Genomic DNA, 13,905 nt, shown 5'->3' with positions numbered 1-13,905 from the left:
TGACGACAAAAAAGCCCGCTTCGAGCGGGCTTTTTTGTCAGTTTCGCGCCGCGCGGTCCGGCGCCATGCCGTAGTCCTCGCTGCGTTCCACCGCGCGGTAGAAGTCGGCGAGCTGCTTGCCGCGCTCTGGCTTGAAGATGCGGCCGGCGATGACCACCGAGGCGATGCGGTCGATGCGGAAGGCGCGGAAGTCGTCGCGCATCTCGCACCAGGCGACCAGCGTCCATACCTTGCCCCAGAACCACAGGCCGAGCGGCCGGATGTCGCGCGCGGTGCCGCGCCCTGCCTCGTCCGAGTAGTCGATGGTCAGCACCTGGCGCTTTTCCACCGCGCGCTCGATCAGGTCGATCGCCTCGCGGGCGGCGTCGCTGACCACCCACATCGGCGTGTGGATCTCGGTGCGGGCAATGCGGTCCTTCTCGGCATCGGGAAGCACGGCGCCGATCTTGACCAGCGCCTCGTCGGCGGCACGCGCCATGGCGGCGCCGCCGAAGGCGCGCACCATGCGCGCGCCGGCAACCAGCGCCACGATCTCGTCACGCGTGAACATCAGCGGCGGAAGGTCGAAACCCTCCCTCATCATGTAGCCAACGCCAGCCTCGCCGTCGATCGGCACCCCGGTCGACTGCAGGTCGGCTATGTCGCGATAGATCGTTCGCTCGGAAACCTCGAGCCACGTGCCGAGCTTCTGGGCGGTGACCAGACGGCCACCACGCAGATGCTGCACGATCTGAAAGAGCCTGTCGGCGCGGCGCATCGTTTGCTTCCCCAGTGTTTTTCCTGGAGCAGTTCACCGTTTTATGGAAACGGCGACCTGCTCCAACTCTTTGTCTTGATGCAATTCCGGACGGAAAACCGTTCCACACCGGAATTGCTCCATGCATGCAGTGGCTCCCGGACAGGATCCACTTCCAAATGACATGCATTAAGGTTTCAGCCCTTCGCGCTTGCGCTGCGCGGCAACGAACTCCGCGCCAAAGGACAGTTTTTTCGTTGTCGGCGTCTTCGCATCGAGCACGCGCCAGAATGGGGCGATGTCGCTCAGCGTCATGCCGCGTTCGAGATCCTCCCTGGCGGCTTCGGCAACGGTGCGCAGATGATAGCCTATGGTGACCGGGCATGTCACTTCGGCGCCATGTTCGACGGCAAGCGCGGTGCGCAACGCGCGCACCTCCATCTCGACGCCTTGGGGAATGGAACGGATGAAATCGTCGACCTGCCGCGCCGTCGGCACCAGTATCGGCTGGCCTTCGACGACGTCTCCCATCGTGCGCGGCGTTGGTTTCACGCCGTTGATGCCCGGCGTGTTCAGCCTGTCGTTCCAGCTTTTCATCGATCGTCCTCTCGGCCGGCCATGCGCATTATCCCACCATCGCACGCAGCTCCTGACAGCATACTGTCAGGAGGCTTCAGCATACTCCCTGGCGAACAGCCCCCGCATCTGCGCGAGATCGCCGCCCTTTTCGGGGTAGAGCGTCTGCAAAAAGGCAAGGGCGAAGGTGCCGGGCGCCGAACCCGGCGCGGAAACGATCCTGCCGTCGGCCACGGCATGCAGGACGTCCTGGTAGTTGATGTCGCCGGCATAACCGGTTTCGTGGCGGTTGATCCAGTCGCGGCCATTGCTGGTATGCCTGGCCTTCGCGAACAGGCCGGCCCGGGCCAGCGCAAGCGTCCCGGCGCAGATGCCGCCAACGACGCCGTCGCGGGACGCGACGGCCGTAAGCAGTCCTGCGACATCCGGCTGTGCCTTGCCCGCCCATTGATCGGAACCGATTACGGCGACGGCATCGAGATCTGCATTCTCATCGACACTCGCGGAGCGGTCGGGCGTTAGCCGAAAACCGCTGATTCCGGTTACCGGCTTGCCTTCAGGCGTCAGCGAGACGGCGCGGGCGCCGAACCATTCCACCGCCGAGGCCGCCAGCAAGCCATATTCCCAGTCGGCGAAGCCTTCGATGAACAGAAAGCCGATTGTCTTCCGATCAGGCATAAGCTCGCTCCATCCCTTTAGCGCCGGACTTTGTTTTCATGCATGTCGCGATATATCTGGGCGTTGACGCGCCCATGTCCAACGCGCTGTCTCGAAATCTTGTCTCAATTGCCGCGATGGCGACGATCGGCATACATGTCCGGCCAGCCGATATCCTTGCGGATGTCCGCCGGCAGCGAATTCATGAAGCGCTGGGTGCGAATTTCGTTGCGCATGGTCCGCACCTTGCCGACATAGTGCTGCACGCCGCGAAGAATGGTAAACCCGTTCATGACTATTCTCCTCTCTCTGACTGGAGGCAGTATCGCATACCCCTCCTGACAGCAGTCTGTCAGGAGGATGGCAGGCGCACGACAATAGCGCGGACGGGCGCGGGTCGCCGGGGTGTGGTTCTTGGGACCACGGCTTCCGACCAGCTTACCGACAGCGGATTGTTCACTGATTAGGGGAAAATCAATCTGCCGTTGTTCAATCAGCGGCGACGGACTGTCGGAGCGCGTGGCCTTCAGCGTCATGGCTGCCGTTCCGATATGGAAGGAGAAAATTCCCCCCAAAACAGGGAGACACCCGATGAGTCTGCAACTGACAGGAATCCACCATCTCACCGCCATCACGGCCAACGCGCCCGGCAATCTTCACTTCTACACGAAGGTGCTCGGCTTGCGGCTGGTCAAGAAGACGGTGAACCAGGACGACACCTCGGCCTACCACCTCTTTTATGCTGACGGCGAGGCTACGCCGGGCACCGACCTCACCTTCTTCGACTGGCCGGTCGGGAACGAGCGGCGCGGGACGCACAGCATCGTGCGGACCAGCCTCAGGGTCGGCAGCCGGGAAAGCCTTGCCTGGTGGAAACGACGCCTGACCGGCGAGACGATCGCGACGGGAGAAATCGCCGAGATTGGCGGCTATGCCAGCCTGGATTTCGAAGACCCCGAGGGCCAGCGCCTGCGGCTGGTCAGCGATGGCGGCAAGGGCGACAGTCATTCCTGGGCGCAAAGTCCGGTTCCGGCCGAGCACCAGATCCGCGGGCTCGGACCGATCGTCATCAGTGTCCCCGACATCACCAACACCGAGGCGGTGGTGAGGGGGGTCATGAACATGCGCAAGGCGCGGGAGTATGCGTCGCCGGAAGGCCAGGTTCACGTCTTTGAAATGAGCGAGGGTGGGCCGGCGGCGGAGCTGCATGTCCTGGTGCAGCCAGGTGTCGCGCCGGCAAGGCAAGGCGCCGGTGCGGTCCATCACGTTGCGTTCAGGGCGCCGGACCAGGAGACGCTGCATCAGTGGACGGCGCGCCTGGCCGAATTCCGCCTGCCGTCGAGCGGCGAGGTCGAGCGCTATTACTTCCGCTCGCTCTATTTCCGCGAGCCGAACGGCATCCTGTTCGAGATCGCCACCGATGGGCCGGGCTTCACCGCTGATGAGCCGCTGGAGACGCTGGGCGAAAGCCTGGCCCTGCCGCCATTCCTCGAAGCAAGGCGCGCTTCGATCGAGGCTGGGCTGAAGCCGCTGAAATAAGCCGCTGCGTGCTCAAGGCGGGCGCCGCGTCCCGGTTCGGGATCGCGGCGCCGGTTCTTTCCCGGAGACCGGACGATCCGCTTTGACAGCCAGCCACGTTGCTGGTCAAAGGCGGCATGACGAAATTCCTCGCCCTTGTCATTATCGGCTTCATGATCATCCAGCTGATCAAGCCGCTCGGCTGGCCCGGGCTCAAGCGACGGGCTGATTTCTGGAAGCTGGCGCTGCTCGCCATGGCCGCGATCTCGCTGGCCGCCGTGCTCGGGCATTTGACATAGGGCGGCCAAGACGAGCCTACCCGGTTGGCGTTCAGCCGGCGATCACTGGGCCGACAAGATGCTCGGCCCAAGCCCGGTAGCCGGCCTCCGAGGCGTGGAAGCCATCAGAGGCAAAGCCGGCCTCGGGATCGGTGATCGGCAGGCGAGGCGCGGGCACCGCGCCGCGCTCGAGGCACAGGCGCTCGCCCATGCGGTTCATCGCTGTAGCGCGGACTTCCAGGATCTTGCCGAGCAGCGACGGCATCGCCGGTGCCCGCGTGAACTCCAACACCGGCGACCACACCACGCGCGCCTCCGGCCATTTGGCGCGCAGGCCGTAGAGCAGGCCGCCGAACTCCTTCTTGAAGCGCGGCACCGAGTGGAAATTCTTGGTGTCGTTGGTGCCGATGGCCAGCACGATGTGCGTCCACGGATCGGCCGACAGATTGGGCAGGACATGATCGCGGACCTGGCCCGATGTCGCCGAATTGAAGCCGGCGGCGCGCCAGCGGACCGTGCGGCCGGTGCGCCGCGAAATCATCACGGCGAGTTGCGCGGCAAGCCCGTCCTCGGAATTGCCGATGCCGACCGAGGCGGCCGAGGAGTCGCCCAGCACCAGCAGCGAGATCGCAGGTGCTTCGCCTGATATTTCATGCATGACCGGTCCCTGCGCCGGCAGCATGCGGGTGGTGCGACGGCGCACGCCCAAGCCCTGCCAGACGTAGACGGGGTAGGCGAGCCAGGTGAGAAGGGCCGGGAAGCGCATGGCGATACCGTGAAATGATCAGGCAGGCTTAGCGCATGTTCGGGCCGAGGTGAACGCCTTCAGTCGCAGCAGTTGGACTTGCCGGCCTGGTTGTCCTGATATTCGTCATGCAGCCGCACCCAGTCCATCAGGCCGTGATAGGGACCGTTCTCGTTGCGGCCCTTCGGCGTCATGTCGAGATAGTCATAGGTGCCGATCTGCGCCTCGCCGCCGCGGGCCCGCGACATGAAAGTGAGGAAGATGTCGCCGGTCTCGTCCTTGTAGAAAACACTGGTGCCGGGAAGTTCCTTCGAGGTGCGGGGGCGGGTCTCGAAATTGTAAGTGGTTTCGCCGGCGGCGATCTGCCTGTCGGTGAAGGAGACCTGCATGTCGAAGTTGAAATCCGACGCATAGGACGACACCCAGTCGAACTTCCAGCCCATGCGCTGCTTGTAGGGCAGAAGCTCGGCCAGCGGCGCGCGCGAGACCACGACCAGCGACACGTCGTGGTGCTTGAGGTGCTGATTGGCGCCGTCGATGTGGTCGGCAAGGAAGGAGCAGCCCTCGCAATGATGCGAGCAGCCCGGACCGAACATGAAATGGTAGACGATCAGCTGGCTGTTGGCGCCAAACAGGTCGGCCAGTTTCTTCGGTCCTTGCCCGGTCTCGAAGACATAGTCCTTCCTGATCTTCAGCCACGGCAGTCCGCGCCGCTCGGCCGCGACGCGCTCACGAAGCCGCGTCAGTTCCTTCTCGCGAGCCAGATGCGCCTTGTGCGCCTGGAACCAGTCTTCGCGTGAAACAACCTTGTTGCGATGCATGTATCTCTCCCTGTCTGCATCCCAAGGACGTTCGGGACGAGCGAAAACCGACATCGCCGCCAAGGAGATAAGGATGGAGACGCGCCGTCCCAAGCCGGCATGCCACAAACAAAAACCCGGGCGCGGCGGCCCGGGTTTGAAGGAAGACGAAAAAGATGTGGTCAGGCGGCCTGTTCCAGGCTCGCTTTCCATTTACCCAGCGCCGCAAGGTGGTTCATGTGGGCGCGGTGGGTAAAGGCGGCCTGGCCGGCGGGGACGTTCGATGCCTTGCCGCTCCAGGCCTTCTGCGGGGCGGCCTGCAGCGCGCGGCCGTAGGAGAAGGTCAGCTTCCACGGGTGCGGACCGATGGCGTTGATCGCGCTGAGGTTTGCGGTCGCCTCCTCGTCCTCCTGGCCGCCGGAAAGGAAGGCGATGCCCGGCACCGCCGCGGGCACCGTCTGGCGGAACAGTTTTATGGTCTTCTCGGCGACTTCGTCAGGGCTGTCCACCGTGCCTGACTTCTTGCCCGACAGGACCATGTTGGGCTTCAGGATGGTGCCTTCGAGCACGACGCGGGCTGCATGGAGTTCGTCATAGAGCTTGATCAGCGTCGCCTTCGATATCTCGTAGCAAGTGTCGATGTCGTGGGCGCCGTCCATCAGCACTTCCGGCTCGACGATCGGCACGATGCCGGCTTCCTGGCAAAGCGCTGCATAGCGGGCGAGCGCGTGGGTGTTCGCAGCGATCGAGGTGGCCGAGGGCACGCCCTTGCCGGTATCGATGTCGATCACCGCGCGCCATTTGGCGAAGCGGGCGCCGAGCTGGTAATAGTCGGCAAGCCGCTCGCGCAGGCCATCGAGGCCTTCGGTGACGGTGTCGCCGGGAAAGCCGGCCAGCGGCTTGGCGCCGGCATCGACCTTGATGCCGGGAATGGCGCCAGAAGCCTTGATGATGTCGACCAGCGGCGTGCCGTCGGCGGCCTTCTGGCGGATCGTCTCGTCGTAGAGGATGACGCCGGAAATATACTTCGTCATCGCGTCCTTGGCGCGGAACATCATCTCGCGGTAGTCGCGGCGGCTATCGGCGGTCGATTCGACGCCGATGACGTCGAAGCGCTTCTTGATCGTGCCCGAGCTTTCATCGGCGGCCAGCAGGCCCTTGCCGCCCGCCACCATCGCGGCGGCAATGTCTTCGAGACGTTCGCTCATACTTGCTTCCTCCTGAAGGGGTTCTTCCGCGCATAACGGAAGTCTACCGCCAAAGGAATGGCATCGGAAAGCTCGAATCGATTGAAAGTCCCGGGCCGCCTCTCCGGCTCTCGCCGAGTTGATCGGACTGCCCGTTTTTCCTGGAATGCCTACCGCTTCAGCACGTCGACGCCGGGCAGCGGCTTGCCTTCCATCCATTCCAGGAACGCGCCGCCGGCGGTCGAGACATAGGTGAAGTCGTCGGCGACACCGGCGTGGTTGAGCGCTGCCACCGTATCGCCGCCCCCGGCAACGGAGACCAGCTTGCCGGCCTTGGTGCGCGCCGCGGCATGCTTGGCCGCGGCCACCGTGGCGTGATCGAAGGGTGCGATCTCGAAGGCGCCGAGCGGGCCGTTCCAGACCAGCGTCGCGGCGCGGTCGATCCATTCGCCGACGGCCGTCACGGTCTTTTCGCCGACATCGAGGATCATGCCGTCGGCCGGCACCTCCGAGATGGCGACGGTTTCGCAGGCAGCGCCCGCCTTGAATTCCTTGGCGACGACGCCGTCGACCGGCAGGATGATGGCGCAGCCGGCCTCGGCCGCCTCGATCATGATCTGCTTGGCGGTCGCGGCCAAATCGTGCTCGCACAACGACTTGCCGACATTGGTGCCGCGCGCGGCGAGGAAGGTGTTGGCCATGCCGCCACCGATGACCAGCGCGTCGACCTTCTTCACCAGATTCATCAACAGGTCGATCTTGGTCGAGACCTTGGCGCCGCCGACGATGGCGACGACCGGACGGACCGGGTTGCCCAGGCCCTTCTCCAATGCTTCGAGTTCGGCCTGCATGGTGCGGCCGGCGAAGGCTGGCAAGAGGTGTGCCAGCCCTTCCGTCGAGGAGTGGGCGCGATGCGCGGCCGAAAAGGCGTCGTTGACGAAGATGTCGCCATTGGCGGCGAGCCGTTCGGTGAAGGCCGGATCGTTCTTCTCCTCGGCCTCGTAGAAGCGGGTGTTTTCGAGCAGCAGCACGTCGCCCTTGTTCATGGCGGCGACCGCGCTTCCCGCCGTGTCGCCGACGCAGTCCGAGGCAAAGCCGACGGGACGGTCGAGCACCTGCGCCGTCGCTTTCGCGATCGGCTCCAGCGAGAACTCGGGTGCCGGGCCATCCTTGGGGCGGCCGAAATGGGCGAGCAGGATGACCTTGGCGCCCTTGCCGGACAGCTCGGCGATGGTCGGCGCGATGCGCTCGATGCGGGTGGCGTCGGTGACCTTGCCGTCGGCGACGGGAACGTTGAGGTCGACGCGCACCAGCACGCGCTTGCCGCTGATGTTGCCGATGTCGTCAAGTGTCCTGAAGGCAGCCATGCCGATCCCTTTCCTGGAAAAATCGCCGGGACCATACCCCGCATCGGCTACGATGCAAGACTTGGGCTGGGTTCGGGACGAAATTTTGAGGCGGGCGGGCACACAGTCCGTGAAGTCAGCGCCGACGTGGATGAGGGAGGCGCAAACGAGCGCCGCGGTCAGCTTCCCGTCGCTGCCTTTTCGACCGGCGGCTCAGGGGCGTCATCTGTCTTTGCCGCCACCTGCGTTACCACCGGTCTGCGCCAATCGCGGATGAAGGCAGCGAGGCGGTCGACGATCTCGCCGGCACTGAGGAAGACCGGCACCCGCGCCACCGGCGCGGTGGGCTCGAAGGAGAGACCCAGCCCGGTGATCCTGCCCTTGTCATCGACATCCCTGACGATCAGCTCGATCGGACCGATCAGCACACGGTCGGCATATTCGGCATGGCCGCCGAGCCGCGCAGTGACCAGCGCTCCGACGGTCTGCTTCTGCTCGGCTTCGGTCAGGCCCGGCGCGTAGGCGGCTTCCAGTTCGGCGGCCGAGCGCGCCGGGTCGACGGCGAAGGCGCCGAAGAAATCAGCATCCTCGGGATCGACGACGGCGCGACTGGCGAACAGTTTGTCGAGCAGGCGCGGATAGCGGTCAGGCACGAAGATGTAGACCTGGTCGCCGGCGGCGAGCCGGCCCATGTCCTGGAAGCGCATCGAGCGCCCGTCGCGCAGCACCAGCGAGGGCCGCGCCCAGCGCGGAATGCGCTCGCCGCGTGCCACCGGGCTGCCTTGTGCGACCCGATAGGCGAGCAGTTCGTGGTGGGCGGAGCCCGGCAATTCCAGCTCGACCTTGTCCAGCGGGCCGAGGCGCGCCGGCACGATGAGGCCAAGGCGACGTGCCAGCGGGCCAACCGTCCAGCCCTGGATGACCAGCGACACAAGCACGATGATGAAGGCGGCATTGAAGATGGTGCGGCCGTTCTCCAGCCCTCCAAGCAGCGGGGTGATGGCCAGCAGGATCGAAACCGCGCCGCGCAGGCCGACCCAGGAGACAAAGGCGACTTCAGGGCGGGGCAAGCGGAACGGGATCAGGCAGAGCCAGACCGCGATCGGCCTTGCGATGAACATCAGGAACAGGCCAAGCGCTATCGCCGGCAGCATGATCGCCGGGAATTGCGAGGGCGTCGCGAACAGGCCGAGGATCAGGAACATGATGATCTGTGCCAGCCACGACATACCATCCTGGAAGCGCTTGAGGATGGTGACGGCGCGGATGTCGGAATTGCCGGCGATGAGCCCGGCAAGATAGACCGCCAGGAAGCCCGAGCCGCCGATCGCGCCTGCGGCGGCGAAAACCATCAGCGATAGCGTCAGCACGAAGATCGGCAGCAGGCCATGATCGAGGTTGAGCCGGTCGACGAGACGCACGATGCCGAGGCCGCCGAGTATGCCGACAACGGCGCCGAGGCCCATGTTGACGAGGAAGCCCAGCACCAGGTTGGCGATCAGGACGTTGGTTTCGGGATTGGCGTGGGCGGCGATGATCTCGACCAGCGTGATGGTGAGGAAGATGGCGATCGGATCATTGGTGCCGGATTCCACCTCAAGCGTCGAACGCACGCGCTCGCGCAAATTGATCTCGCCAGCGCGCAGCAGGAAGAACACCGCAGCCGCGTCGGTGGACGCGACGGCAGCTCCCAACAGGAAGGATTCCAGCCAGCTGAGGTCGAGCAGATAGTAGGCGGCGGCTCCGAACAGGCCGGTGGTGAGCAGCACGCCGAAGGTCGCCAGCGACAGCGCCGGCCCCGCCGCCTGCCGCAAGGCATTGAGCGGCGTGCCGAAACCGGAATCGAACAGAATTACGGCAAGCGCCAGTGAGCCGGCAAAATAGGCGACGCGGGCATTGTCGAATTCGATGCCGAAGCCGTCGGTTCCGGTGGCGAGCCCGATGCAGAGAAACAGAAGCAGGAGGGGGGCGCCGAAGCGGAAGGCGATCAGGCTCGAAAACGCGGCGGCGACGACAAGCGCTGTGCCGACCAGCGTGACGAGATAGATCGCATGCTCCATCCGTGATTTGCCCCTCGAATTCCTGACGCATGACCCCGAAATCGGATCGATTTCGGAAAGGATCATGCGCCAAGTCAAAGTGTTACAGCGTCCTTTGCGCGTCCGAGGACGCGCGGCGCTGTAATGCGTTCCCGATTCAACGGAGAGTGGGGCGAAGGCATGGCCAGTGCAAGGCGGGAGGGTGGTTTTTTGGCCTATGCCGCTGATTTTCGGGCGACTAGCCGTTGCGGCTCCGGCAAATGAAAAACGCCCGGGCGAAGCCGGGCGTTTCAGGACTTGCGAAGACGGGCCTGCGATCAGGCGATGGTCTTGCCGAAGGCGACCGCGGTGTCGCCCATGCGGTTGGAGAAACCCCATTCATTGTCGTACCAGGACAGCACCGAAACGAAGTTGCCGTCCATCACCTTGGTCTGGTCGAGCGCCATGATCGAGGAACGCGGATCGTGGTTGAAGTCGATCGAGACATTCGGGTGATGGGTGACGCCGAGAATGCCCTTGAGCTTGCCGTTGGAGGCGGCGATCACCGCTTCGTTGATTTCCTGCACCGTGGTTGCGCGCTTGGCGATGAACTTTAAGTCGACGACCGAGACGTTCGGGGTCGGCACGCGGATCGAGATGCCGTCGAGCTTGCCCTTGAGGTCGGGCAGCACGAGGCCGATCGCCTTGGCGGCACCGGTCGAGGTCGGTATCTGCGACAGCGCGGCGGCGCGGGCGCGGTAGAGGTCCTTGTGCATGGTGTCCAGCGTCGGCTGGTCGCCGGTGTAGGAATGGATCGTCGTCATCATGCCCTTTTCGATGCCGACCGTCTCGTGCAGCACTGCGGCCAGCGGCGCCAGGCAGTTGGTGGTGCAGGACGCGTTCGAGATGACGATGTGGTCCTTGGTCAGCTTGTCGTGGTTGATGCCGTAGACGACGGTGAGGTCAGCGCCGTCGGCGGGTGCGGACACCAGCACGCGCTTGGCGCCGGCGGTTAGGTGCGCGGCGGCCTTGTCACGGGCGGTGAAGATGCCGGTACATTCGAGGGCGATGTCGACACCGAGTTCCTTCCAGGGCAGCTGCGTCGGATCCTTGATCGCGGTGACCTTGAATTTTTCCTTGCCGACGGTGATCTGGTCGCCATCGACGCTCACCTCGTGCGGGAAGCGGCCGTGCACGCTGTCGTAGCGCAGCAGGTGCGCGTTGGTTTCGACCGGGCCGAGATCGTTGACGGCGACGACGTCGATGTCCTTGCGGCCGGACTCATGGATGGCGCGCAGGATGTTGCGGCCGATGCGGCCGAATCCGTTGATGGCAACTCTGACGGTCATGTTTCTCTCCCTGGGAGTTGGAAGGTAATTTGGTCCGCAGCTTCATAGCGGCGGACGGCCGAAGAATCCAGCCATTCGAGGCATGGATTTAAATCGATTAGGTTAGGCCAGCCCACGAAAGGGCGAACGCAGTTTCGTGGGCCTGGGCACTTCAATCGGTTATTTGCCGTGCAGGCGGGCTTCCGCCGCCTTGGCAGCCGCCTCGGCGGTGATGCCGAAATGCGGATAGAGCTGCTCGATGGTGCCCGAGGCGCCGAAGCCGGTCATGCCGATGAAGATGCCGTCGGAGCCGATGAGATGATCCCAGCCCTGGCGGATGCCGGCTTCGATCGCCATCTTGATCGGCGCGTTGCCGATCGTCTTCTTCCGATAGTCATCGCTCTGCTTGTCGAACAGTTCGAAGCAAGGCACCGACACGACGCGGGTCGGGTGGCCGTGCTTCTCCAGCAAGTCGCGGGCGCCAAGCGCGATCTCGACTTCGGAACCTGTGGCGAAGATCGTCACCGCCGCCTCGCCGCTGGCCGCGGCCAGTTCGTAGGCGCCCTGGCTGCTCAGGTTCTTGTCCGAGTGCTCGGTGCGCACCGTCGGCAGGTTCTGGCGGGTCAGCGCCAGGGTCGACGGGGTCTTCTCCGATTCAAGGGCGATCTGCCAGCATTCGGCGGTTTCCACCGCGTCGGCCGGACGGAAGACATTGTGGTTCGGGATGGCGCGCAGCGCCGCCATATGCTCGACCGGCTGGTGGGTCGGGCCGTCTTCGCCCAGGCCGATGGAATCATGGGTCATGACGAAGATCGAGCGGATGCCCATCAGCGAGGCAAGCCGCATCGAGGGGCGGGCATAGTCGGAGAAACACAGGAAGGTACCGCCATAGGCGATGAGGCCGCCATGCAGCGTCAGGCCGTTGATCGCGGCGGCCATGCCGTGCTCGCGAATGCCGTAGTGGACATAGCGCTGGCCGTAATCGTCCGGCGTGATGTTCTTGGTCTGGCTGGTCTTGGTGTTGTTGGAGCCGGTGAGGTCGGCGGAGCCACCGATGGTTTCGGGCACGGCGCCATTGATGATTTCGAGCGCCATTTCCGAAGACTTGCGGGTGGCGACCTTCGGCTTGTCGGCCGAGAGCTTCTTCTTGTAGTCGGCAATGACGGCGTCGAAATTGGACGGCAGCTTGCCGCTGGTGCGACGCTCGAACTCCGCCTTCAGCTTGGCGTCGGCCTTGGCGAGGCGACCTTCCCAATCGGTGCGTGCCTTGACGCCAGCCTTGCCGGCGGTGCGCCAGGCCTCGAGGATGTCGGCCGGGATTTCGAAGGGGGGCGAGTCCCAGTTGAAGAACTTGCGCGCGCCGGCGATCTCGTCGGCGCCAAGCGGCGAGCCGTGCGCCTTGTTGGTGCCGGCCTTGGTCGGTGCGCCGAATCCGATCGTCGTCTTGCAGGCGATCATCGTCGGCTTGTCGGAATGGCGGGCGGCTTCGATGGCATAGGCGATGGCTTCAGGATCCGTGCCGTCGATGTGGCTGGCGTTCCAGCCGGAGGCCTGGAAGCGGGCGACCTGGTCGGTGTTGTCGGCGAGCGAGACCGGGCCGTCGATCGAGATGTTGTTGTTGTCCCAGAAGACGATCAGCTTGTTGAGCTTGAGGTGGCCGGCCAGCGCGATGGCTTCCTGGGAAACGCCTTCCATCAGGCAGCCGTCGCCGGCCAGCACGTAGGTGTAGTGGTCGACGAGGTCGTTGCCGAAGGCGGCATTCATGATGCGCTCGCCGAGCGCGAAGCCGACCGAATTGGCGAGGCCCTGGCCGAGCGGGCCGGTGGTCGTCTCGATACCGGTGGCATGGCCGTATTCGGGATGGCCAGCCGTCTTCGAGCCCAGCTGACGGAAGTGCTTGATCTGGTCGAGGGTCATGTCCTCGTAGCCGGTCAGGTGAAGCAGCGAATAGAGCAGCATCGAACCATGGCCGGCCGACAGGATGAAACGGTCGCGGTCGGCCCAGTGCGGGGCCTTGGGGTCATATTTCAGGAAGCGCGTGAACAGCACCGTGGCGATATCGGCGCAACCCATGGGCAGGCCGGGATGGCCGGAATTCGCCTTTTCGACGGCGTCCATGGAGAGAAAACGGATCGCATTGGCCATCCGGTCATGTTGTTCACGCGACGTCATGGTTCCTCCAGAAATGGGGGTTTGGGGCTTGGGAGAGCCCTTGAAAAGGGTGCGCGACACATAGCAGGCGCGGGCTTTTAGTCAACAAATCGGGTGCATATTTGCCGGTCTTGTGATGCCGACGGCGGGCCTACATTAGCGTTAGCGGGGGACAGTCGCGAGAGCTTTGTTGACGTCGCCTTCACCCGGTGCCTAATGTTTCCGATATAACGCGTTCTGAACGCGAACGATTCGGTGATGGGCAGGGCACAGGACGAACGCCATGACCGGGGAAACCACGCTCAAGGAAGTGATCGCCAGGCTGGGCAAGGCCATGGAGGGGCTGGAAAACGCCGTCGCGGCCAAGCTCGAGCACGAACGCGACTATTCGGAAGCCGAGGCCGAGGTGCAGCGGATGAATGCCGACCGCTCGCGGCTGGCGCAGGAACTCGACAATTCCGAAGCACGCGCCGAACGGCTGGAAGACGCCAACAAGGAAGTCTCGCGACGGCTGGTAACCGCCATGGAAACCATCCGCGCCGTGTTGGACAGATAGGAGCTGGCC

Annotated in this window: 14 protein-coding genes; 3 read left to right on the top strand and 11 right to left on the bottom strand. The window is 64.3% G+C overall.

What is annotated here, in order from left to right; all coding sequences use genetic code 11:
- Positions 1-37: 37 nt before the first annotated feature.
- The 4 genes from X741_RS158790 to X741_RS1000000170305 all read right to left on the bottom strand — a co-directional run bounded on the left by X741_RS158790 (position 38) and on the right by X741_RS1000000170305 (position 2,505).
- Entirely contained in the window at positions 38-757 is a 720-nt protein-coding gene (locus X741_RS158790; RefSeq protein WP_013892621.1) for a YafY family protein, read from the bottom strand.
- Positions 758-925: 168 nt separating this feature from the next.
- Positions 926-1,333, bottom strand: coding sequence for a hypothetical protein (locus X741_RS158795; RefSeq protein WP_023776936.1), 408 nt, complete (start codon positions 1,331-1,333; stop codon positions 926-928).
- A 66-nt stretch (positions 1,334-1,399) separates the two neighbouring features.
- Complete coding sequence (locus X741_RS158800; protein ID WP_023763716.1) at positions 1,400-1,990, bottom strand: DJ-1/PfpI family protein; 591 nt, start codon at positions 1,988-1,990, stop codon at positions 1,400-1,402.
- A 104-nt stretch (positions 1,991-2,094) separates the two neighbouring features.
- A complete protein-coding gene (locus X741_RS1000000170305; RefSeq protein WP_198023942.1) occupies positions 2,095-2,505 on the bottom strand; it encodes a hypothetical protein in 411 nt (136 codons plus the stop codon).
- Positions 2,506-2,560: 55 nt separating this feature from the next.
- Here X741_RS1000000170305 and X741_RS158805 point away from each other — a divergent pair, with 55 nt between their 5' ends.
- Together X741_RS158805 and X741_RS22575 are read left to right on the top strand one after the other, a co-directional pair.
- On the top strand, positions 2,561-3,508 hold the full coding sequence (locus X741_RS158805; RefSeq protein ID WP_023776935.1) for a ring-cleaving dioxygenase: 948 nt from the start codon (positions 2,561-2,563) through the stop codon (positions 3,506-3,508).
- A 116-nt stretch (positions 3,509-3,624) separates the two neighbouring features.
- Positions 3,625-3,786, top strand: coding sequence for a hypothetical protein (locus X741_RS22575; protein ID WP_023776934.1), 162 nt, complete (start codon positions 3,625-3,627; stop codon positions 3,784-3,786).
- Positions 3,787-3,817: 31 nt separating this feature from the next.
- Here the strand turns inward: X741_RS22575 and X741_RS158810 are convergent, their stop codons facing one another.
- The 7 genes from X741_RS158810 to tkt all read right to left on the bottom strand — a co-directional run bounded on the left by X741_RS158810 (position 3,818) and on the right by tkt (position 13,361).
- Positions 3,818-4,531, bottom strand: coding sequence for an SGNH/GDSL hydrolase family protein (locus tag X741_RS158810; RefSeq protein WP_023763719.1), 714 nt, complete (start codon positions 4,529-4,531; stop codon positions 3,818-3,820).
- Positions 4,532-4,590: 59 nt separating this feature from the next.
- Positions 4,591-5,331, bottom strand: coding sequence for a thioredoxin family protein (locus X741_RS158815; protein WP_023776933.1), 741 nt, complete (start codon positions 5,329-5,331; stop codon positions 4,591-4,593).
- A gap of 161 nt (positions 5,332-5,492) precedes the next feature.
- Entirely contained in the window at positions 5,493-6,518 is a 1,026-nt protein-coding gene (locus tag X741_RS158820) for a class I fructose-bisphosphate aldolase (RefSeq protein ID WP_023776932.1), read from the bottom strand.
- A gap of 149 nt (positions 6,519-6,667) precedes the next feature.
- A complete protein-coding gene (locus tag X741_RS158825) occupies positions 6,668-7,864 on the bottom strand; it encodes a phosphoglycerate kinase (RefSeq protein WP_023776931.1) in 1,197 nt (398 codons plus the stop codon).
- A 158-nt stretch (positions 7,865-8,022) separates the two neighbouring features.
- Positions 8,023-9,903: a potassium/proton antiporter gene (locus X741_RS158830; protein WP_023776930.1), complete on the bottom strand. Its 1,881-nt coding sequence runs from the start codon at positions 9,901-9,903 to the stop codon at positions 8,023-8,025.
- A 296-nt stretch (positions 9,904-10,199) separates the two neighbouring features.
- Positions 10,200-11,210: a type I glyceraldehyde-3-phosphate dehydrogenase gene (gap, locus tag X741_RS158835; protein WP_023776929.1), complete on the bottom strand. Its 1,011-nt coding sequence runs from the start codon at positions 11,208-11,210 to the stop codon at positions 10,200-10,202.
- A 159-nt stretch (positions 11,211-11,369) separates the two neighbouring features.
- The gene (tkt, locus tag X741_RS158840) at positions 11,370-13,361 is read right to left on the bottom strand and encodes a transketolase (protein WP_023776928.1); all 1,992 of its coding nucleotides are present in this window, start codon (positions 13,359-13,361) and stop codon (positions 11,370-11,372) included.
- A 262-nt stretch (positions 13,362-13,623) separates the two neighbouring features.
- On the opposite strand from tkt, the gene X741_RS158845 reads away from it, so the two are divergent.
- The gene (locus X741_RS158845) at positions 13,624-13,896 is read left to right on the top strand and encodes a DUF4164 domain-containing protein (protein ID WP_023763725.1); all 273 of its coding nucleotides are present in this window, start codon (positions 13,624-13,626) and stop codon (positions 13,894-13,896) included.
- Positions 13,897-13,905 lie beyond the last annotated feature (9 nt).

Origin of the sequence: Mesorhizobium sp. LNHC221B00 (assembly GCF_000502935.1) — a bacterium.
Classification (GTDB): Bacteria; Pseudomonadota; Alphaproteobacteria; order Rhizobiales; family Rhizobiaceae; genus Mesorhizobium; species Mesorhizobium opportunistum.
The sequence above is the reverse complement of the archived record's forward strand: the minus strand, read 5'-3'. Positions and strand labels throughout refer to the sequence as shown.

Coding starts and splice junctions, on each gene's coding strand:
- X741_RS158790 (WP_013892621.1), bottom strand. CDS start 757: ATGCGCCGCGCCGACAGGCTCTTTCAGATCGTGCAGCATCTGCGTGGT.
- X741_RS158795 (WP_023776936.1), bottom strand. CDS start 1,333: ATGAAAAGCTGGAACGACAGGCTGAACACGCCGGGCATCAACGGCGTG.
- X741_RS158800 (WP_023763716.1), bottom strand. CDS start 1,990: ATGCCTGATCGGAAGACAATCGGCTTTCTGTTCATCGAAGGCTTCGCC.
- X741_RS1000000170305 (WP_198023942.1), bottom strand. CDS start 2,505: ATGACGCTGAAGGCCACGCGCTCCGACAGTCCGTCGCCGCTGATTGAA.
- X741_RS158805 (WP_023776935.1), top strand. CDS start 2,561: ATGAGTCTGCAACTGACAGGAATCCACCATCTCACCGCCATCACGGCC.
- X741_RS22575 (WP_023776934.1), top strand. CDS start 3,625: ATGACGAAATTCCTCGCCCTTGTCATTATCGGCTTCATGATCATCCAG.
- X741_RS158810 (WP_023763719.1), bottom strand. CDS start 4,531: ATGCGCTTCCCGGCCCTTCTCACCTGGCTCGCCTACCCCGTCTACGTC.
- X741_RS158815 (WP_023776933.1), bottom strand. CDS start 5,331: ATGCATCGCAACAAGGTTGTTTCACGCGAAGACTGGTTCCAGGCGCAC.
- X741_RS158820 (WP_023776932.1), bottom strand. CDS start 6,518: ATGAGCGAACGTCTCGAAGACATTGCCGCCGCGATGGTGGCGGGCGGC.
- X741_RS158825 (WP_023776931.1), bottom strand. CDS start 7,864: ATGGCTGCCTTCAGGACACTTGACGACATCGGCAACATCAGCGGCAAG.
- X741_RS158830 (WP_023776930.1), bottom strand. CDS start 9,903: ATGGAGCATGCGATCTATCTCGTCACGCTGGTCGGCACAGCGCTTGTC.
- gap (WP_023776929.1), bottom strand. CDS start 11,210: ATGACCGTCAGAGTTGCCATCAACGGATTCGGCCGCATCGGCCGCAAC.
- tkt (WP_023776928.1), bottom strand. CDS start 13,361: ATGACGTCGCGTGAACAACATGACCGGATGGCCAATGCGATCCGTTTT.
- X741_RS158845 (WP_023763725.1), top strand. CDS start 13,624: ATGACCGGGGAAACCACGCTCAAGGAAGTGATCGCCAGGCTGGGCAAG.